15 protein-coding genes are annotated in these 20,836 nt (G+C 71.3%); 5 read left to right on the top strand and 10 right to left on the bottom strand.

From position 1 onward, the window contains the following. The first annotated feature begins 65 nt into the window (after window positions 1-65). Complete coding sequence (locus ACGFY5_RS22035; protein WP_392722335.1) at window positions 66-905, top strand: helix-turn-helix transcriptional regulator; 840 nt, start codon at window positions 66-68, stop codon at window positions 903-905. 15 nt (window positions 906-920) lie between these two features. Here the strand turns inward: ACGFY5_RS22035 and ACGFY5_RS22030 are convergent, their stop codons facing one another. Continuing rightward, window positions 921-3,734 carry a tetratricopeptide repeat protein gene (locus tag ACGFY5_RS22030; RefSeq protein WP_392722333.1) on the bottom strand — a complete coding sequence of 938 codons (2,814 nt, stop codon included), beginning with the start codon at window positions 3,732-3,734 and terminating at the stop codon, window positions 921-923. Between the two features lie 123 nt (window positions 3,735-3,857). On the opposite strand from ACGFY5_RS22030, the gene ACGFY5_RS22025 reads away from it, so the two are divergent. Continuing rightward, window positions 3,858-5,603 carry an ATP-binding protein gene (locus tag ACGFY5_RS22025; protein WP_392722332.1) on the top strand — a complete coding sequence of 582 codons (1,746 nt, stop codon included), beginning with the start codon at window positions 3,858-3,860 and terminating at the stop codon, window positions 5,601-5,603. A gap of 23 nt (window positions 5,604-5,626) precedes the next feature. Here ACGFY5_RS22025 and ACGFY5_RS22020 read toward each other — a convergent pair whose 3' ends face one another. The 3 genes from ACGFY5_RS22020 to ACGFY5_RS22010 form a co-directional block, all read right to left on the bottom strand. Further along, a complete protein-coding gene (locus ACGFY5_RS22020; RefSeq protein ID WP_392722330.1) occupies window positions 5,627-7,372 on the bottom strand; it encodes an FAD-dependent oxidoreductase in 1,746 nt (581 codons plus the stop codon). A gap of 1 nt (window position 7,373) precedes the next feature. Continuing rightward, window positions 7,374-9,377 (bottom strand): maleylacetate reductase and hydroxyquinol 1,2-dioxygenase domain-containing protein, encoded by a 2,004-nt coding sequence (locus ACGFY5_RS22015; RefSeq protein WP_392722328.1) that lies wholly within the window; start codon window positions 9,375-9,377, stop codon window positions 7,374-7,376. 225 nt (window positions 9,378-9,602) lie between these two features. Then, window positions 9,603-10,475: a helix-turn-helix domain-containing protein gene (locus tag ACGFY5_RS22010; RefSeq protein WP_392722326.1), complete on the bottom strand. Its 873-nt coding sequence runs from the start codon at window positions 10,473-10,475 to the stop codon at window positions 9,603-9,605. A gap of 22 nt (window positions 10,476-10,497) precedes the next feature. Between ACGFY5_RS22010 and ACGFY5_RS22005 the strand changes: the two genes are divergently transcribed. After that, on the top strand, window positions 10,498-11,010 hold the full coding sequence (locus ACGFY5_RS22005) for a DsbA family protein (RefSeq protein ID WP_392722325.1): 513 nt from the start codon (window positions 10,498-10,500) through the stop codon (window positions 11,008-11,010). Here the strand turns inward: ACGFY5_RS22005 and nhaA are convergent. From nhaA to ACGFY5_RS21975, 6 genes are read right to left on the bottom strand one after another with little or no spacing between them, the layout of a single operon-like run. Next, entirely contained in the window at window positions 10,981-12,447 is a 1,467-nt protein-coding gene (gene nhaA, locus ACGFY5_RS22000; RefSeq protein WP_392722581.1) for a Na+/H+ antiporter NhaA, read from the bottom strand. The two genes, ACGFY5_RS22005 and nhaA, sit on opposite strands and share 30 nt — an antisense overlap. A 4-nt stretch (window positions 12,448-12,451) precedes the next feature. After that, window positions 12,452-13,771 (bottom strand): MFS transporter, encoded by a 1,320-nt coding sequence (locus tag ACGFY5_RS21995; protein WP_392722324.1) that lies wholly within the window; start codon window positions 13,769-13,771, stop codon window positions 12,452-12,454. A 10-nt stretch (window positions 13,772-13,781) separates the two neighbouring features. Continuing rightward, window positions 13,782-15,035, bottom strand: coding sequence for an adenylosuccinate synthetase (locus ACGFY5_RS21990; RefSeq protein ID WP_392722322.1), 1,254 nt, complete (start codon window positions 15,033-15,035; stop codon window positions 13,782-13,784). Beyond that, the gene (locus tag ACGFY5_RS21985) at window positions 15,032-16,000 is read right to left on the bottom strand and encodes a hypothetical protein (protein WP_392722321.1); all 969 of its coding nucleotides are present in this window, start codon (window positions 15,998-16,000) and stop codon (window positions 15,032-15,034) included. Before ACGFY5_RS21985 ends, ACGFY5_RS21990 begins: the two co-directional genes overlap by 4 nt. 14 nt (window positions 16,001-16,014) lie before the next feature. Beyond that, window positions 16,015-17,001 (bottom strand): molecular chaperone DnaJ, encoded by a 987-nt coding sequence (locus ACGFY5_RS21980; RefSeq protein ID WP_392722320.1) that lies wholly within the window; start codon window positions 16,999-17,001, stop codon window positions 16,015-16,017. Beyond that, on the bottom strand, window positions 16,998-17,747 hold the full coding sequence (locus ACGFY5_RS21975; protein WP_392722318.1) for an NUDIX domain-containing protein: 750 nt from the start codon (window positions 17,745-17,747) through the stop codon (window positions 16,998-17,000). Before ACGFY5_RS21975 ends, ACGFY5_RS21980 begins: the two co-directional genes overlap by 4 nt. An 84-nt stretch (window positions 17,748-17,831) precedes the next feature. Between ACGFY5_RS21975 and ACGFY5_RS21970 the strand changes: the two genes are divergently transcribed. After that, on the top strand, window positions 17,832-18,944 hold the full coding sequence (locus ACGFY5_RS21970; protein ID WP_392722317.1) for a glycosyltransferase: 1,113 nt from the start codon (window positions 17,832-17,834) through the stop codon (window positions 18,942-18,944). Between the two features lie 194 nt (window positions 18,945-19,138). Continuing rightward, window positions 19,139-20,809, top strand: coding sequence for a DUF4331 domain-containing protein (locus ACGFY5_RS21965; protein WP_392722315.1), 1,671 nt, complete (start codon window positions 19,139-19,141; stop codon window positions 20,807-20,809). Window positions 20,810-20,836 lie beyond the last annotated feature (27 nt).

Here is a 20,836-nt window from a genome sequence, read left to right as displayed (position 1 = left end):
CCTCCCACGACGGTAGGACCAGCAGTACCAGGGATGTCCCGGCGTTCCGGAGGGAGACTGGGACCATGGAAACCACTCTCGGCGACACGCTACGGATCTGGCGTGACCGGTTGTCGCCGGTCGACGTCGGGCTCCCGGCGGCCAGTGGCCGGCGCGCGCTCGGGCTCCGGCGGGAAGAGCTCGCCAGCCTCGCGGGGCTCTCGGTCGACTACGTGGTGCGGCTCGAGCAGGGCCGGGCGACGACCCCGTCGCCGCAGGTCGTAGCGTCGCTGGCGCGGGCGCTCCAACTGGGCACCTGCGAGCGCGACCACCTGTACCAGCTGGCCGGGCTCGCCCCGCCGTCGCCGGGGCTGATCTCCGACCACGTGCCGCCCGGCGTGCAACGCCTGCTGACCCGGCTCGGCGAGATTCCGCTCGGCGTGTTCCGGGCCGACTGGACGCTGATCCAGTGGAGTCCGCTCTGGGCCGCGTTGATCGGCGACCCGACGTCGTTTCCCGCGGATCGGAACCTGATCCGGGTGCGGTTCGGCCTCGCCGAGCCGCGCGCGATCGCGCGGTGGCCGGTGGTTTCCCAGCTGGGCCCGGACGTGCTGGACACGGCACTGGTGTCCGACCTGCGTGCCGCCGCGGCGACGTATCCGGACGATCCCGAGGTCCGTGCGCTGGTCGCCGAGGGACGGGCGGGAAGCTCACGGTTCGCGGAGATGTGGGCGCGAGGCGCGGTCGGCGTACACATCGCCGACCGGAAGACGATCGATCACCCGGTAGTGGGCCCGATCGAAGTCGACTGCGACGTACTGACAGTTCCGTGCTCAGACTTGCGGATCGTCACGTACACGGCGCCGGCGCGCTCCGAAGACGCCGAAAAACTCGACTTCCTCCGGGTGGTTCCCGTCGCCGGTTAGGGGCGTCCCCGCGGGCTAGCGGCCGTAGGTCGCGTACGGGGCGCCGACGGCGAAGGGGTGCTTGGCTTCGGCGCGGTCGGTGACCAGGGCGAGTTGCTCGGCGCAGAGGGTGGGGCGGTCGGCGGCCCAGGTGAGGAGATCGTCGCCGGTGGAGGTGCGGAGGCGCTGCTGTGCGGTGGCGAGGGCCTCGTCGACGGTGTCGGCGTCGAGACGTTCGGCGCCTGCCAGCTCGTCGTGCAGCCAGGTGGTGAGGACGGCGGCGGTGAGACCGTCGACCGGCGCGGCGCTCGCGACGACGGCCCGCGCCCCGGCCTGGAGCAGCGCGTCGACGAGGACGGCCGGGACGCCGCCGCCCTCCCCCGAGCTGAGCACGACGACCGCGCCGGTCCAGGGCAGCGCGGCGAGCCCGGCGACATCGACGCGAACGGGCACGCCGTCCGGACCGGCCAGCAGGAGGCTGGTGCGCTGCGGACGCCGCTCGTCCACCACGATCCGGCAGGCCACATGCACCATCGACACCGTCCCCCGCAGCGCCGCCGCAAGGTGTTCCGCACTGGCGTCCGGGCCCCGCAGCACTATCGCATCCCACCGGGCACCCGCGTGCTCACCAGCAACTCCACCGAACGCCAGATCACCGCTGGGCCCAACCAGCACGACACCCCGCCCCGCCCCGCCGAGCACCGCTCGGGCCGGCGGGCGTGGGGACGCCGTGGGGAGCAGGGAGACGGCGCGGCGGGCCGCGCCGTCGGCAGTGCGGTGCACCGGGGTGCCGTACAAGGCGCCGAGCGCGGTGACGACCATCGGACCGTGCATCGCGGCGGCGTCGACGACCGCGGCGCACCGGGCCTGCGACGGCCCGCCCGGCGCGGACGAAACGACCTCGCCGATCACCGGCTCACCGGGGATCGCGGTCAGCGCGTACACGCCGCACGCTCCCGGCAGGAACACCACCCGGACGACGTCCGCCACAGATCCGCTGAGCGCCGCGTCCTCGGCGGGCGCCGGGCCGCGGGTCAGGCGCTCGGCGAGCGTGAGAGCCTCGGTGAAGCGGCCCAGGCGGATCGCGACCTCGGCCGCCGTGAGGTACGGCGGCTCGACGTTCGGGTCGGGGCCGATCGGGTGGGCCCGGAGCTCGTCGTACGCCGCGCACGCGTCGCGCAGGCGCTCCCAGGCTGCGTCGGTCCACTCGCCGGCCGCCGCGGCGATCCGCCCCACCGCACCGCCCGCGGCCGCCCGGACCAGCGGGTCCGTACTCTGCTCCGCCAGCGCCGCCAGCCGCGTGCGCAGCGCCGCGACCTCGTCACGCTGACCGGCCCCCCGCCGGGTCACAATCGTCACGAGCCCAGCCAACGCACTGGCCCGAGCCCCCTCCGCACCCCCCACGCCGGTGGCGCCGCCCGCGTCGGGTAGGGCCGCGGCGCGGCGGAGGTAGTGCTCGGCCAGATCGAACGCCCCGTACCGCACGCACAGCACAGCCGCGGAGGCATCCGGCGTCTCGGGGGGCTCACCGCGCTCGGCGAGGAACACAGCCAGCGCACTCGCCTGCGCCAGAACGTCGAGCAAGCGCAGGTCTGCTGGCAGTTCCCCACCCAACGGACGCGGCTCCGCGACCTCCACCCCCACCTCCGCGAGCGCGGAAAGCGCAGCAAGTTCGGTGCGGGCGTCACCGAGCGCAGCGGACTGCGCCCTCGCCCGCTCGAGCAGCGATCGCGCCGGAACAAGCGCCCCCCGGCGCGCGGCGAGCCGGGCCTGCGCCACCCACACCCGCGGCAGCACGTGCGCGGCCCCGAGCGCCGACCACATCACCTCGGCCATCCGGAGTTTCGCGTCCGCGTCCGCGAACCGACCGGCGGCAGTCAGCGCGGACCCCTCCTCCAGCGACCGCTGCCCGATCATCGCCGGCGCGCCGACCGTCACCGACCGCACGACCTCGGGCCCGAGCCCCCGCGACGCGGCCAGCACCGCAGGCGGCGCCACCGCGGGCAGCTCACCCATGGCCGCGCGACGCTCGGTCTCCGCCTCGACCTGCCGCACCCGCGCGGCGAACCCGTCGGTGTAGTGGCGCACGTCGATCGGCGGCAGCAGCGAATGTGCCAGGTCGTGCGCACGGGTGAACGCGTCCGCGGCCACGGCGGGGTCGGTCTCCCGCGCGAGGCCGGCGAGTGCGACGAGCGCCGCGTACGTCTCGCCGTCCGCACCGGCTTCGGCGAACAGCGCGGCCCCGCTGCGCAGCCGCTCGGTGCCTGCCGCGACCCGTCCGCGTCGGTGCAGCTCACGGCCGAGTGCGACGAGCATCGCCGCGCGGCTCGTCGCGTCGAGCCCCGGCTGGTCGAGGGCCTCCTGGTAGAACGTGGCGGCCCGCGCGTCGTCGACCCGGACGAGCAGATCGGCGTAGTTCCGCAGCACCGCGACCCGCCCCGGACCCGGCGCCAGCGTCCGAACCAGCTGCACCGCCTGCCGGAAGTACCCGTCGGCGCGGCTCAGATCGTCCGCGGCGAGTTCGACGAACGCCATGCCGCTGACGGCCGCGCCGGCCAGGTCGGGGTCACCGAGCGCTTCGGCGACGTCCAGCGCCCGGCTGTAGTAGGCGCGGGCGGTGTCGAGGCGACCGGTCGTGCGAGCGCACTGGCCGAGCAGGCGCAGCGTCAGGAAGGTGTTGGCGTGCGGGCCGACGGCGGTGAGCAGCGGCAGCGCCTCGATGAGGGTCTGTTCGGCCTCGACCGTGCGTCCCTGTGCCAGCAGCGTGTGGCCGGCGATGACCCGGTCGCGCAAAAGGGTGTCAGGAGCCAGCTCGGCGGGTCGACGCTCCCGTCGACGCCTGCCGAACATGCGTACCTCGGCTCGACTCGAACTGATGATTCTGCCCCTACCCTGCGCCAGCGCTCTGCTCCGGCAGAGTAACGACGGATGACAAGCCGGGTTGAGGTTGACCCGGTGGGGTAGCAACGAATCATGGAGACCGACGCCAGCTATCCGGTGCGTCCGGACCTGCGGACCTTCACTCATGCCGGCGCCACGGTCACGCTCGTGGATGCCGAACGTCTGTTGATCATCGACGATGGTCAGCGTGTCGAGCTGCTCGGCGGGGTCGTGTTTCCGCCGCCGGTGCGCGCGGTCTCCCTCACGTTGACGCGCGACGAGATCGACGCGTATCTCGACGCGAGTATCCGCACCGGTACCGAGCCGTCGGACCGCACGGGTGTCACGGTGCTGGGGAACGACCCGATCGGTGTGTTCCTGTCCAAGCGGGTCGAGTCCGGTGATCCGTGGGCCACGCGCCTGGTCGACGGGGTGGGCGGATTCCTCGCGAACGTCTCCCGCCGCCTGGACCCCGACCGAGACCGCCCCACTCCCCCCGCCCGCCCCACCGGCCCGGACTCCGCCGCGAGCCGTGGCAGCACGGATTCCGCCGCGACCGGCGGAGCCACGGCCGGTGGAGCCGCTACCGATGGAGCCGCGGTCGCCGTCGGCGCCGCCGACCACGTCACGGACCCCGCGGACGGAGCGATCGGCGACGCCGAACCCGAGGTCATCGACGGGGAGGCGGAGGTGCACGACGCCCCGAGCGGCCTCGTCGCCACCACCAAAACCACGGAACGCACGATCGCCCTCCGCTCCACCCTGCCGCTCGACGAGCTCAGCGTCGAACACATCGAAGGGTTCTGCCGCCTGGTGCTCGACGCCGTCGTCGAAGCCTCCGCACCGGAGGCGCTGGTAGGACAGGTGGTCACGGTGTCCGCCACCTCCGGCAGCCCCGACCGCGTGACCCTCGACCAGGTCGGCGGCCTCGACGACATCGTCCAGCAGCTCCGCGAGATCGCGGCCTCGTTCCGCCACCCCCAGGCACTGGCCCGCTGGGGCGCCAAGCGACCCCAGGGCGCACTGTTCTACGGCCCGCCCGGCACCGGCAAGACGATGCTCGCCCGCGCCCTCGCGAACGAGATCGGCGCCCGGTTCCGCGAAATCCGCACCACCGAGATCCTCGACAAGTGGCTCGGTGCATCCGAACGCAACATCAAGCAGATCTTCCGCGACGCCCGGCGCTACACCGAACCGACCGTGATGCTCTTCGACGAGTTCGACACGATCATCGGCTACGCCAGCGAGGGCGGGGACGCCGCGAGTCAGGCGATCAACTCGGTCGCGGGCATCTTCAAGCAAGAGATGAACACTCTGATCGACGCCAACCCGAACGTGTTCGTGGTGGCCACCACGAACTTCCCGGAGCGTATCGACCCGTCGCTGGTCCGGTCCGGACGGTTCGACATCAAACTCGCGGTGCCGGCACCCGACACCACCGGGCGCGCCCAGATCCTCGCGAAGATGATCCGCCAGCAGATCGTCGAACACGAGGTTCCGGGGTTCCGGATGTTCGCCGACGACGTCGACATCGCGGCGTGCGCGACGCTCAGCGCGGGGCTGACCGGCGCCGACCTCAAGGAGGTCCTGCGCCGCGCCCAGCTGGCGAAAGCGATGCGGGAGGCACGCACCGGCACGCCCGCGAGCGCGATCAGCCAGGACGACCTGCGCCGCCAGATCGAAGCGGTCAAAGCCGCCGCCACCCCGGCCCGCCCACCCGTGGACTTCCCCGCCCTGGGCCGCCTCTTCCCCTCACCACGCCAGGCGGCCCCGCCAGCCTCTCCGGCTGCGGTGCAGCCGAAGCCCGACGCGGCTCCGCCGGACCCGGCGGCGCCCTAGCCACCGCCGGGCGCCCGCGTCAGTCAGGCGCGCGCCAGCACCCGACGCATCGTGGCGTCCAACGCAGCGGCGGGATCGTCGGGCAGCGACCCCACGCGATACGCCACATAGTTGTCAGGCCGGGTGAGCACCGCCCCGGTGTCCCCCACACCACGCACGGCGGCCCAATCGCCGTACAGATCCTCGTAGTCGCCTCCCGGCCCGATCACGACAACAGCGATCTCGACGCCGAGCGCAACCCCCACCGCCCGAGCCGCGTCGAGCCACGCCTCCCCACCGATGCCGGTGAGCAGCGTGAACCGTCCCTGACCACCGAGATCGAGCGTCGAACGCCGCGCAGAACCACTCCCCACCCATGCGTGCGGCACCTTGGCGCCCGGCACCGTCGTCGCGTGGTGGAACAACTCGTCGTCACGCGGGTTCGAGACCGCGCTCCCGTCCGGCACCACCGCCGCCGACACGTACCGCTGGTTCAGCTCCACCCCGTGCGTGTTGAACTCGTAGTCCTTGAACGCGACCGCCTCACGCAACGCCTGCCGCTGCTTCTCCGCGTCCGGACCCGCGTTCTTGCGTGCCGCCATGTTGGCCTGCATCTGGTCCGGATCGTCGGTCGAGAGCAACCCGAGCGCGTCGAAGATCCGGCGCGTGTCACCGATGCTCTGGTTCGCCCGGTCGACGATCTGCTTCCCGATCGGCGCCCGCTCGGCGTCGTAGGTCTCCAACAGCCCCGGCCCGGCCGCCCCCGACAACACCAACCTCAGCTTCCACGCCAGGTTGTAGGCGTCCTGAATGGAAGTGTTGGAGCCCAGACCGTTCGACGGCGGATGCCGGTGCACGGCGTCCCCCGCGCAGAACACCCGGCCGCTCGAGTACCGCTCGGCGTAGAGGTGGTTCACCGTCCACGCCGAGGACGAGACGATGCGCACGGGGACCGAGTCGTCCCCGATCAGCATGTGCGCGATCTGACGCGCGTACTCCTCGGTGAGGTTCGGCGGCTCACCGTTGATGTCGTAGCCCCACACGATCAGCCACTCGTTCCACGGCCGCACGCACCGCACCAGCCCCATGCCGATGCCGCCGACGTCCGACCCGGTCTGCAGCACCCAGTACAGCGTGCTCGGCCGGTGCGCGACGTACTTCGTGAGGTCGGCCTCGAACACGATGTTGATGCTCCCGGCCACACCCATCTGACCGACGGTGGGCAGCCCGATGTCCTCCGCGACCTGGCTCCGGCCACCGTCGGCACCGATCAGGTACTTGGCCCGGATCTGGTACTCGTCGCCACGCAACCGGTCGCGCACGGTGGCGGTGACACCGTCGGCGTCCTGTTCGAGGCCGACGTACTCCGTGTCGAACCGGAACCTCGTCCCACGCGCGATCGCGGCGTTGACGAGCACCGGCTCCATCAGGTGCTGCGGCATGTCGCAGATCGACGTCGGCGAAGCCAGGTCGTGCTCGGCCTTGCGCGCCGGATGCGTGTACCAGGTGTGCAGCCGCCCGAGCTCCTCCCCCGCCAGCGACGTGCAGAACGGCGTGTCGCCCATCAGGTGCTGCGGCGTGGCCTGAGCTTTCACGATCTCTTCGAGACCGGCGTCCCGTAAGACCTCCATCGTGCGCTGGTTCGTGATGTGTGCACGTGGGGTGTCGGCGAGCGCCGAGTACTTCGTGACGACGACGTTCGGGACGCCGTACGTGCTCAGCAGAAGCGCCGCGGCACCGCCCGCCGGCCCGCTGCCGACGACGAGCACGTCGGTTTCCACAGGAGGCATGTCATCCCATCCGGAACACGTAGGTGAGCAGGCGCCACTCGCCGTCGACCGCACGGCCGTCCGGCGGGGGTCCCTCGCCGGGGGCGAAGTCGACGACCAGGTCGTCCTTGACGCCGAACACCGTGTCGGAGTCGAGGTACGCGCCGCCGCGGACGAAGAGCTGGGTGATGAGCTGTTTGTGGCCGGGGGCGTTGATCAGGAAGTGAAGGTGCGGGGCGCGATAGGGGTGACGGCCGGTCGCCTCGAGCATCTGCCCGACCGGACCGTCGACGGGCACCGGGTACTCGCTCGGGAGGATCGTCCAGAACCGGACCCGGCCGTCGGAGTCGCTGGTGAGCCGACCGCGCAGCACCGGCCCGTCCAGGTCGGGCAGCTGCAGGTCGTAGAACCCGTCTTCGTTGCTCTGCCAGACGTCCACGGCCGCGTCCGCGACCGGCTCTCCGTTCACGCCTTCTATGCGGACGTCGACCAGGAGCGGAGTTCCGGGGAGGTCGCCGGAGATGTCGGCGCCCTGGGTCACGGCGGGTGGGCCCGGGACGTAGAAGGGGCCGAGCACGGCGGAGGGAGTGGTTTCGGTCGTGCGGGAGTTCGTGAGCAGGTCGACCATGCTGGAGATGCCCAATGTGTCCGAGAGCAGGATGAATTCCTGGCGGGTGGGGCTGGTGATCTCGCCGGTGCGGGTGAGGAAGTCGATCGCGTACTGCCACTCGTCCTGGGTCAGGTCGTGGTGTTCGGCGAACGTGTGGAGGCGTCGGACCAGGTCGGTGATCAGCTGGCGCAGGCGCGGGTCGGGGGTGTTCGCGAAGCTCGCGACCACCTGGTCGGTGAGCCAGGAGAAGTCCTGGGCGCCGGGCGGGCGGGTGCCGGTCAGCGCGTCGGTGAGCAGCGCGGTGATGCCCTCTTCGGTGACCTCGCGGGGGTTCGGGTACGGCTTGGCCGTGGCCAGCCGCGCCGCTTCGGGGATGTCCTCGGCCGTGAACCCGATCTCCGCCAACGAGGTGGGCCCACCGACCTCGACGACGAAGTCGAACAAAGCAGCCCCCACCTCCCGCCCTTCCGCCCCCAACGCCGCCGCCACCCGCCCCAACGGATCGCGCCCACCGCCCCCGCCCGCCGCAGGCCCGGAGCCGTCGCGCGAAGCGCTGGGGGTGGCGGGGGCTTCGCCCCCGCCCGCCGCGGGCCCTTCGCGATCGGCGAAGGCGAGTGCGTTGTAGGCGGCTACGTGGGGGAGCAGCACGGTGTGGGTTTCGGCGTGGGGAAGGTTGAAGGAGCCGCCGAGGGTGTGGCAGAGCTTGTGGTGCAGACCCATACCGACTGCGCCGAGGCACGTGCCGGCGAGCCACGCCCCGGTGAGCGCGTCGGCGCGGGCTTCGGGGTCGGTCGGGGTGGCGACGATTCGGCGGAGACCGGACGCGAGGAGCCGGATCGACTGTTCGGCCACGGCGTCGATGGCTGGGTTCGCGTCCGGGGAGTACAACGCTTCCACCGCGTGCGCCATCGCGTTGACGCCGCTGGTCACCGACGTTCCGACCGGTAGACCGAGCGTCAGGTCGACGTCGTAGATCACGGTGGCGGGCAGGATCTCCGGGGCGGAACGCGTGGTCTTCACTCCGTTCTCGGTCTCACCGAGCGTGGACGTGACCTCGGAGCCGGCGTACGTGGTCGCGACCGCGATCTGCGGCACGCCGAGCCGCACCGCGAGCGCCTTGCCCAGGCCGGTCGCCGATCCACCGCCGATCGAGACCACGCAGTCGGCGTCGTGCGCGGATTCCATCGCGCGGACGGTCACCTCGACCGGCGTGTGCATCGCGGCCTCGGTGAACGTCGCCGCGAGCAGGTCGCCCAGTCCTTCGGCGGCCGCGGCGACCACCTCGGGCTGCGAGGTACCGCTGACCAGCAGCACCCGGCGCCGCCCGAGCCGCTCGACCTCCGCACGCAGCGAGCCCAGCGTGCCCGCTCCGAACACCACCCGCACCGGTGACGCCGTATGCACAAAGCTCCGCACGCTGCCTCCAGCATCGTCGCCGCTGACCCGGCCAGTATCCCGCCGCCCAGCCCTCGATTCCTGCACGTTCCCGCTGCACAAAACCAGCACCCCGCCGCCCCTCCCCGCCAACCCACTCGAAGCGGCCCCGATCCGACGACCTGACGCCCGCCCGAACGGGACCACTCGCAGCGGCCACTCCCACGCACCCCGGCGCGCTAGCGGCACGGTTCGAGGGGGTGGCCGCTAGGTGGGGCGGCGTAGGGAGGCTGGGGTGGTGCCCCGGTGGGTTCGGAAGACTCGGGTGAGGTGTTCCTGGTGGGTGAAGCCGCAGCGCGTGGCCACCTCGGCGATCGGCACGGCGGGATCACGGAGCAACGCTGCGGCGGCGTCGACGCGTAAGCGCAGCAGGTACTGGTGGGGCGCGAGCCCGGTCCGTGCCTTGAACTGGCGCGCGAACTGGCTCACGCTCAAGCCGGTCACCGCTGCCATCTCGGCCAGCGGCACCGGTTGCGCCAGCCGGGCGTCGAGAAGAGCTCGAACCTGAGCGAAGGAACGATCCCCCAGCCCGCGCCGCTGCGAAGGCGGCGACACCTCGGCGGCCGCAGACCCGCGGTTGCTGTGCCGCCGCACCAACTGCGCGGCCATCAAGCTCCCGAGCTGGTCCACGTACGTCCGCGCAGCCGGTTCCCACGCGGTGAGCACCCCGTCGAGCGCGAGCACCAGCTGCTCGAGTAGCGGATCCTCGGTGCCGAGCTCCTCGGCCAGATCGACGCCGGGCCCGTCGTGCGCCTGCTGCAGCGCGTCGTCGCTCACGTACACGTGCACCGTGTCGAGCGGACCGCACAGCTCGACGTCCAGCGCCTTCCCCGCGGGGTGCAGGAAAAAGCCGCCCGGCTGCACGGACCGGGAGAACGAGCCGCGGCTCACGGTGACCGGGCCGTCGCGGTGCAGGATCACGAGGTGGCTCAGCGCCCCGCCGAACGAGGCCGCGTACGGCTGCTCGCGTTGCGTCGAGACGTAGAAGTCCGGCCAGCCGAGGCCGGTACTGGTGCGCGAGGGGTGCACCCACGGCTGGCGGAGGATGCCGTTGGTGTCGGCGAGCGAGAGCTCCTCCATGACTGCAGGCTACCGTTGAGGTGTGACAGAGGCACCGGCTATCGACCTGAACCGCCACGTCTACGGCAACCCCGAGGCGCCGCTCACGATCGTGGAGTACGGCGACCTGGAGTGCCCGTACTGCGGTGCGGCAGCGCCCGTGCTGCACGAGTTGATCGACAACTCCGGGGGGCAGGTCCGGCTGGTCTTCCGTCACTTCCCGCTGTTCCAGGTGCACCCGTTCGCGCTGACCGCGGCATTGGCCGCCGAGGCCGCCGGGGACAAGTTCTGGGATCTGGCGTGGGTGCTGTTCAAGCACCAGTCGAAGCTCGCCGACCCCGATCTGGAGGCGTGGGCCGGCAAGGTCGGCATCGAGGACCCGGCGAGCATCGTCGGGTCCTCCGCTCAGGCGTACCAGCCCTACATCGAGGCCGACTACGCCGCCGGCGTGGCCGCGGGTGTCCGCGGCACGCCGACGCTGTTCATCGACGACCGCCTCTACGCCGGCCGCGTGGAGTCGCGGGAACTACGTTCCGCTCTCGGGCTCAACCGGTAGCGCGGGCTCGGCCGCCCGCGCGGGCTCGGCCGGCAGGGATACGGCGCGCGCCTGGGCCACCCGCGCGATCGTCGGATCGAGCCACGCCCCCGTCGGCAACGGCGGCGGACCGTCCTCGGTGTCGATCGTGCAGAGCGGCAACCGCTCTCCCAGGTACCGCAGCAACAGGGATCCGAGCACCGCGGCGATCAGCGACCCGGCGAGCACGCCGATCTTCGCGTCCTGACGCAGGGCCTCGTCCTCGAATGCGAGATCGGTGATGAACAGCGAGATCGTGAACCCGATCCCGCACAGCATCGCGCCACCGATCAGGTGCCCGTACCGCACCCGCCCGGGCAGCGCCCCGAGCCCGGTACGCAGCGCGATGCCCGCGAACAGCGAGACGCCGATCGCGTTACCGGCCACGAGCGCCACCGCGATCCCGATCGTCGCGCCGGACGTGGCCGCGTTCGACAGCGTCGCCCAATCCAACGGGACCCCGGCGTTGGCGAGCCCGAACAGCGGCAGCACGACGAGCGCGCTGACCGGGTGCAACGAGTCCTGCAGCCGTTCGTTCGAGGAGACCGTCGCCCGCGCGGCCGTGTTCGCCAGGCGCACGCGCGCCGGGGTAGCGGCCTCCAGCACGGCGCGGCCGTAGTACGCCAACCGCTGACGCTGGACCGGATCCACAGCGGCCGCCGGGACGATCAGGCCGAGAAGAGCCCCGGCGAGCGTCGGGTGAACACCGGACTCGAACACCGCCACCCAGAGCGCCAGTCCGATCAACAGATAGGGCGCCAGTTGCCATACCCCGGCGAACCGCAGCCCCAGCAGCACCACGATCAGCCCGGCGGAAATCATCAGCGCGGTCGGCGACACGTGGTCGCTGTAGAAGATCGCCATGACGCCGATCGCGCCGATGTCGTCGACGATCGCGAGCGTCAGCAGGAACAGCCGCAACTGGTCGGGGCACCGTGGTCCGAACAACGCCAGCACACCGACGAGGAACGCCGTGTCGGTGGAGATGGGGATGCCCCAACCGGCAGCGGCGGGGCCGCTCGGCTGGAAGGCCAGGTAGATCAGGGCCGGCAGCGCGAGGCCACCGATCGCACCGAGCGCGGGAACGATCACCGTGCGCCGGTCGCGTAATTCGCCGACCGTCACCTCTCGGCTGATCTCCATGCCGACCACGAGGAAGAAGATCGACATCGCGGCGTCGTTGACGAAGTGCCGGAGGTCCATGTCCAGCGACCAGGTACCGACGGCCGCGGAGACTTCGACGTGCCAGAACTCGTCGTACGTGTCGCCGGGCAGGTTCGCCCAGACCAGGGCGGCGACGGTCGCGACCAGCAGGACCGCGGCACTGCCCGCTTCCCGGGACAGGAAGTCCCGGACACCGGGTGACAAGTAGGGCAAACCGATCCGTGGCGCCGGGCCCGGACGTCCCGGAAGCGGCAGCGCACTACTCACCAAGGTCCTCCCGCGCTGTATCGATCACGCGAGGGAGCTTACCGATCGTCGGGAGCACGGCCACCGTCGTGAGCAGCATGAGTACCGCTCCGACGACGAACGGAGTCGGCAACCCGAAATACCGGGCCAGGAACCCACCACCGAGTCCACCGACCGCCAATCCGCCGAGTGCGACAGTGAAATACACCGCGTTGACGCGACCGAGCATCCCCGACGGCACGATGCGCTGCCGCAGCGACACGATCGCGACGCCCAGGATCAGCACGACGAACCCGTCGAGCGCGAGCAGCGCCGCCGCGGCCGCCGGATTCGTCACGAAACCGAGCCCCGCCACCGCAGCCGCCGAGATCACGCACGTGCCGAGGATCAGCACACCCGGCGACACCAGCCGGGCGACCCGGTCGGCGAGCAGCCCGCCGATCACGGCCCCGACCGCCCCCACCGCGAGCAGGATGCCGTAGCCGCGCGGGCTCAGGTGCAGGTGCCGGTCCCCGATCAGCACCAGCAGCCCATAGCTCGCGCCGGTCATCGCGTTCCCCACGCCGGAGAGGAACGACAGGCTCCGGACGACCGGGTTGTGCCAGTACCAGTGGGCGCCGGCCCGGATGTCGTCGGCGAGCGACGTGCGGACCTCGGGCACGATCCGCGGCACCCGCGGCAGGAACAGCAGCACGATCATGCTCGCCACCAGCCCCAGCGCTCCGGCCGCGAACGGCAGCGCGACAGCGATCGCCAGCAGGAACCCGCCCACCGGTGGTCCGGCGAACTCGTTCGCCACGACGAACGTCGTCTGGATCCGGCTGTTGGCCTTTTCGAGACCGTCACCCGGGACGATCGTCGGAACCAGCGCGCCGGACGCGTTGTCGACGAGCGTCTCGCACAAGCCCAGAACAACGAAGACGACGTACAACAGCGGAATCGACGCCAGGTGGAACGCGACCGCCACCGCGAGGAGGCCGAGCACGAGCGCGCGGACCCCGGTGGCGACCTGGAGGATCCGACGCCGGTCGAGCCGGTCGACGAGCGCCCCGGAAACCATCGACAGCAGCCACGGGGCTCTCTGCGCCACCAGCAGGCCGGCGATCGCGGCCGGGTCGTCGGTCAGGGTCGCGGCCAGCAGCGGCGCGGCGGCCACGTTGATGCCGTCGGCGAGGTTGGAGAGCCCGGCCGCGGCCCACAGCGTCCGGAACGGGGGCATTCGCACGGTCCGATGTCTACTCGTGTGACGGATCGCCCGTTTACCCGACCCGGCATGAGCCGGCTCGACGACGACGACGCGCAGCCGGTGGACCTCGGTCAGTGGGCTCTTCACGATGACCCCTTCAGGCGGTGACGGCGGTCCGGTGGAACACGGGGGCACCGCTCGGGGCGTCAGTACCGAGGATTACCGGGGCGCCGAGCGCCTCCTCGATCGACAGGACCCAGTCGGACGGGCGGTGCGACTGTCCGACGGTGGCGCGTCGCAGTGCTGCGGTTAGGCGTTCCCGAGCCTGCAGATCGCCGGGAGACTCAACCGGAATGTGGCTGATCGCTGAGTAACTGGTGCAGATCTCCACGGACGGCGGCACGTCCAGGTGCGTGACCGCCAACGCGTCGACCCCGCCGCACACCTCGACGGCGTACCGGTGGGCCGGCGCGTCGAAGTGACCGAGCCGAAACGCGCCCTGCCACTCCCCCGCGCCGTTGTGCGGCTCGGGGAGCCGCAGCGAAGGATCCTCGGTGACGAGCGGCCCGGCGCCGTGCCGGGTGGTGTAGGTCCGGACGACGCCGAGCCGCTCCACCGCACCCGCCGAAGACCCCTCCGCCTCGGCGAGCCCCCCCACCTCGGCCAGCAGGGCTTCCGCGTTCGCGAACGTGGTCGTCGACCACGTCGTGTGGGGGTGCCACCCGTACCACTCGTCGAGCAGCACCCCCTGGGCTCCCTCGAAGACGCACCGCCCCCTCCGCAGCACGTCCGGGAGGTAGCCCCGGTCCACGATCCGAACGGCATCCCGGAACGCTGTGATCACCGTGAGCACAGCGTCCACATCAGGCACTGGGAGGGCTCCCAGCTCCTCGGACAGCCGGTCGCGGACCGCGACCAACCGCTGGCGGAGCCGCCCGGGATCCCGCACGTCACCGACGCGCGGCGCATCCGGGTGGGCCAGCGCGTACGCCGCCGTCTCGCCGACGCCGAGCCCGCAGCTGCCGTGCCGGTCGGCACCGCGCCGACGCTCCCGGACCCGGTTCGCCGCCCGGTGCCACGGTGTGGCGAGCAGGGCGTCCTCGTCGATCGTGAGGAGCGCGAACGGGTCCGGCACCCCGACCGTGACGAGGTGTGCCGCTTCCGCGGCGAGCGCCAGCGGGTCGACGACCACGAACCGGGACAGGTGGGTCGGCACGCCCCGGAACGTGCCGGCCCCGAACTGGGCGAACGTGTGGTGCCGACCGTCGGGCAGCACCACGTTGTGGGCGGCCTGCGCTCCCCCGTTGAACCGGACGACGGCTTCGACGTCCGACTCCTCGCAGAGCAGGTCGACCACGCGCCCCTTTCCCGCGTCCCCGTAGCCGAGGTCGACGACGATGGTGTGGGTCATAGCCGGACGTTCTTGCTCGACCGCCTGGTCGCGGGCAGCTGAGCACGCACCGGACGCGCCCGGCGGCTCACCACGCGACTGAGCGGCATCAGGGCCTTCCCGACGGTCGCGCCCGCGGACGAACCCAGGTCCGCCAGGTCGGCGAGGCCGGCGTGCAGGTCGACGGTGTCCTCGTTCAGGCCGATCGTGAGCGCGATCGTCTCGCACACCGCGTTCAGGTCGTCGAGCTCGATGACGTTCTCGCCCAGCAGCTCGCGCCAACGCCGCAGCACGGTCTTGTCGCCGGCGTAGGCCGCGCCCTTCGGGAGCAGGTAGTACACGTGGTACTTGCGGCTCAGCTCGGCGACGATCGCCTCGACCGTGATGTTCTCGCGCAGGTCGTCGCCGATCACGCGGCGCACCTCGTTGGCCTTGACGGCGTCGTACGGCAGTTCGTCGCCGATCAGGAACACGTAGCCGCGGCGGCCGTGCCGGGTGGCGTCGGTGTCGGTGTGGCGGGCCAGGAAGTACATCGCCAGCTCGTAGGACTCCCGCATCTGGCCGCCGCCACCGCCCTCCAGGACGATGTTCGCCAGGTCGTCGTCCATGCGGTTGTCGGACTCGAACTGACCGACCTGCAGCGGGGCCCGGTCGCAGGTCGCGTCGCCGACGGCCCCGAACAGGATCTGCGGATCGGTGGCGTAGCCCTTGCGCAGCAGCAGGCCGAGAAGCTGGGGCAGCTTGGTCTGCAGCGTCCGCGGCACCGACCCCATCGAGCCGGTGACGTCGAACAGCACCGCGACCGGCGTGCTGCGTGGGTGTTCGTCGCTGTCGCGGCTTTCGCGGGCGATGACGCGGTGCGGGTCGAGCGTGGAGTGGACCGACCGCGCGCCGCCGTCGCTGTAGGCGAACGCGCTCGTGCCGGTGGCCGCACGGTAGTTCGCAGCGGCGGAATAGACGTCGGTGGACCAGCGTCCGCTTCCCATGATGTGCCTCCTCGTCAGGCAGGGACGGTGAACTTCCGGAACTTTCGGGGGCCGTACAGGGTCTGGAGGAGCTCGTCGAGCTCGGCCAGCAGCTGCCAGGCGTCGTCCGGGCGCATGCGCGGGGCCGTGAACCGGCAGCCGTTCGCGAAGCGGCGGAGCTTCTCGTGGGCCCGGCCGCCCATGAGCCGGAGCATCAGGCCGGACGCCAGGTACAGGTCGGTGGCCGGTACGGCCGGCTCCTTCGCGAGGATTTCGGGCGGATACGCGTCCCGGTAGCGCTCCACCAGCGCCGGGACCGACGCGCCGGCGAGCGCCGAGTAGCACCAGTCGACGAGCACGAGCCCGTGGTCGTCGGGGTGGATCAGCACGTGCTCGGGCAGCACCGCGCCGTGCACGACGCCCGCCCGGTGCGCCGCGCCGAGCGCGACGAGCAGCCGCCGCCACATCCAGGCCGCATCGCGCGGATCGACGCCGTCCGGATACGCGCGTTCCACGTCGGCGAGGCTGACGAAACCGTCGCAGTGGTCCAGTACGTTCACCGCGCGGTAGTCGCCCTCGTCCTCGACGACGAACGTCTCGCGCAGCAACGGGAAGTAGGCGCGGTAGCGGCGGTCCCCGGGCAGTAGCCGGAGCGCTTCGGCCTCGGTGGTGAGCAGGTCGTTGTCGGCGGGGTCGCGGGCGATCTTGAGCAGCGCGGTGCCACTGGGAAACAGGTCGGCGAGGTCACCCTCGATCGCTTTTCCCACGGGGTAGCGCCCGATCATCGGCGCCCGCGCAGTTCGACAAGAATCAGTGCGGGAACTGCCAGGACGGATTCTTGCCGAATCCCAAAGCTCAGTCAGCCGCGTGAACGCCGACGTCGCGATGCCCTCGCTGCCCGGCGGTGCGACGTCGGGATGGACCGTCCGGCGCAGCCGGCGGAAGGCGTCCTCGCTGTCGAACAGGTCGGCGGGTTCCTCGGCGGCGAAGATGGCGAACACCGCGTCCTCGAAGCTGCTCACCGCACGGCCTCCTCGGCGGTGGGCCGCAGCAGCGGCGGGTGCAGCACGCGCGCGTCGCCGGCGCGGTAGAGCTTCGCGCGGGGGCCGCCGCGCTCGCCGCCGCGCGCCGTCGTGGTGCCGGTGCTCTCCACGAACCCCGGCACCGACAGCACCTTGCGGTGGAAGTTGCCCGCGTGCAGGTCCTCACCCCAGACCGCCGCGTACACCGCGCGCAGCTCCGCGATCGTGAACTCGGGCCCGACGAACGCGGTGGCCAGCGGTGAGTACTCGAGCTTCGCCCGGGCCCGCTCGAGGCCGTCGGCCAGGATGCGGCCGTGGTCGAACGCGAGGTCTTCGGCGCCGCCCACCGGCTTCCACCCCGCCGCCGCCGCGTCACCGCCGGCCCGCGGGTCGGGCAGGCTCGGGGCGAACGCCAGGTAGGCCACCGACACGACTCGCATCCGCGGGTCGCGCCCCGGATCGCCGTAGGTTTTCAACTGCTCCAGATGGACGCGGGACAAGTCGCCGTGTCCCGCGGTGAGCCCGGTCTCCTCGGCGAGCTCGCGCAGCGCCGCATCGTCCAGCGTCTCGGACTTGACGAAGCCACCCGGCAGCGCGAGCCGCCCGGCGAACGGCGCCTCGCCGCGTTCGACCAGCAGCACCTGGAGCTCCCCGTCGCGAATCGTCAGCGCGACGACGTCGACAGTCACCGCGACCGCCGGGAAAGACCGGGGGTCGTAGGACTCCAGAAATGCCCGCTCATCCATTCGCTCGCCGTTCTTCTCAGATTGAGTATTACTCGAACTGAGAAGAACCTAGCACGGACGGGCAAGCGGCGCTACGGTCGTCCAATGCGGATCCTCTTCTCCGGCCGACCCGCCTACGGACACCTCTATCCGCTGCTCCCCCTCGCCCGGGCCGCCCGCGATTCCGGGCACCGCGTCACGATCGCCACCGGGCCGACGTTCGTGCCCCAGCTCGCCGAGTTCGGCTTCGATACGCGTGCGGCGGGGACGTCGATCGGCGTCGCCGAGGCCGAGGCCGTCCAGCGCCATCCCGACGGGCCGGTCGTCGCGGTGCTGGCGACGATGTTCGCCGACGTCCTGGCCAGGCGGACGCTCGCCGACCTCGAGCCGATGCTCGAGGTCGACCGGCCCGACCTGGTGATCTACGAGATGAGCGACGTCGGCGCGGCCGCCGCCGCCTTCCGGGCCGGCATCCCGGCGGTCTCGGTGACCATCGGCCGGTCGATGCCCGCGGAGGTCCGGACGCTCACCGCGCCGGCCTTCGACTGGCTGTGGGACGGCGCGACACCACCCGCCGACCTGATGCTCGGCGACGCGTGTCTCGACCTCTGGCCGTCCGGGCTCGCCGACCCGGTCGCGGCCGCGGTGCCGACGCGGTTCCCGCTGCGCCCCGTGCCGTGGAGCGCCCCGGCACCCCCGTGGAGCCCGCCCGGCCGGCCACTGGTGTACCTGACGCTCGGCACCGTCTCGTTCCATGCCACGGACGTCCTGCGGGCCGCCGTGGACGGACTGTCGCGGTTACCTGTGCGGGTCGTCGTCGCCGTGGGGCCGGGCGATCCATCGGTCCTCGGTGAGGTGCCGGGCAACGTCCAGGTGTCGCAGTTCGTGCCGCAGGGGCGCGTGCTGGCCGAGGCCGATCTCGTCGTCCACCACGGCGGCAGCGGCACGACGCTCGGCGCGGCGGCGCACGGCCTGCCGCAGCTGCTTCTCCCCCAGGGCGCCGACCAGTTCGGCAACGCCGACGTGGTGTCCGCCCAGGGGTCGGGCCTCGCCCTGACCCGCGACGACGTCATGCCTGACGTGATCGCGGAGTGCGCGCGGACGCTGCTCGGCGAGCCGGTGCACCGTGCCACCGCGCAGGCGCTGGCCGCCGAGATCGCCGCGATGCCCTCGCCTGCGTCGGTACTGCCGGATCTCGAGGCGTTCGCCGACCGGTGAGGGGTCAGCTGACGTCCCATCGGTTGTGTCAGACAACTCGCACGTTTGACCTGCGTGCACTCTGAGCAGCGGCGATGCGATGGTTGCTCACTCTGCGCGATTGTGGTCCACGTCACACAGCTGAGCCTGTGAGGTTTCTCAGCCGTCCCACCGGTTGACCGCATTCACGGTTATTCCATCGTGGAGGACTCCGGATGACGAGCACGCCGCAGCGACCAACGAGCAACCTCGATGGGGGGTTGCCACCTTCCGCGCGGCGCATCGCTTCATCGCGCCGGGCGGCTTCCGTCTTCGCCGTAGCGGGACTCGCTCTCGCGACGGCCATGGTCGGCTTCGGACCGGGGAGCGCGCAGGGCTCGAGTCACCGTGAAGCACCGCTGATCGCTGCCGACCCGGCGGTCGACAACACCGACTTCTACGCGTTCGCCAGCCCGGACACCCCCGGCTCGACGATGCTGATCGCGAACTTCCAGCCGTTCGAGGAGCCCAACGGCGGCCCGAACTTCTACCCGTTCGCCACCGACGCCGCGTACAAGATCAACGTCGACAACGACGGTGACGCCAAGCCGGACGTCGTCTTCCGGTGGACGTTCAAGAACCAGGACGAGCGCGGGAACGACACGTTCCTCTACAACAACGGCGAGGTCACGTCGCTCGACGACGAGAACCTGCTGTTCAAACAGGTCTACACGCTCGACGTGTCGTACGACGGCGGTCGGCGTTACAGCCAGACGATTCTCCGCGACGCCCCCGTTGCGCCGTCGTTCACCGGCAAGGCTTCGATGCCGGACTACAAGGAGCTGCGCAAGGAAGCGATCCAGAAGAAGGGCAAGGTCAAGGCGTTCGCCGGTCAGGCCGACGACCCGTTCTTCGCCGACCTGCGCGTGTTCGACCTGCTCTACGGCGGTGACCTGAGCGAGACCGGTCAGGACACGCTCGCCGGCTACAACGTCAACACGATCGCGCTGCAGGTGCCGAACGAGGCCATCGCGCTGAAGAACAAGGTCGACCGGAACCCGGTCGTGGGTCTCTGGTCGACGACCGAGCGCAGCAAGTACCGGCTCTCCGGTGACTCGAAGGCCAAGCTCGACCGCGACACCGTCCAGGTGTCCCGGCTGGGTCAGCCGCTGGTCAACGAGGTCGTGCTCCCGGCGGGGCTGAAGGACGCGTTCAACTCGCTCTCGCCGGACAAGGACGCCGACATCAAGGAGGTCGTGGACCGTGTCACCGACCCCGAGCTGCCGAAGCTGATCGAGGCGATCTACAAGATCCCGGCTCCGGACGCCCCGCGTGACGACCTGGTCGAGATCTTCCTGACCGGTCTGAACAAGGAGCTCGACGGCCCGATCGACGTCGACCTCAACTCGCAGCTGCTGAACAAGGACGTCAACGCCAAGCGGTTCCGGGCGTCGGAGATGCTCCGGCTGAACCTCACCACCAAGCACAACCCGCACCCGAACGTGCTCGGAGTGATCGGTGGCGACACCCAGGGCTTCCCGAACGGCCGTCGCCTCGGTGACGACGTCGTCGACATCGCCATCCAGGTGATGGAGGGCGCGGCGCAGGACGGCAAGCTCGTCGACGCGCTGAAGGACGGCGACAAGGTCAAGTCGAACGACGCGCGGTTCCAGCACGAGTTCCCGTTCGTCGCGCTGCCGAACGAGGACGGCGTGAACCAGGCCGACGTGCCGACGAACACGAAGAACGTGGCGCTGACCGACCGGCTCGGACCGACGGGGGTCTCGCTGGTGACGGCGGTTTCGACCACCGCGATCCTGTGCGCGATCGCCGGGTTCGTTGCCTGGTACCGCCGCCGGCCGACGACGGCCACGCTCCCGTCACGCGCCGGCCGACGCCGCCGCTGACAGTGAATTTCTAGGCCGATCGTGTGC

Origin of the sequence: Cryptosporangium sp. NPDC048952 (assembly GCF_043197895.1) — a bacterium.
Classification (GTDB): Bacteria; Actinomycetota; Actinomycetes; order Mycobacteriales; family Cryptosporangiaceae; genus Cryptosporangium.
The sequence above is the reverse complement of the archived record's forward strand: the minus strand, read 5'-3'. Positions and strand labels throughout refer to the sequence as shown.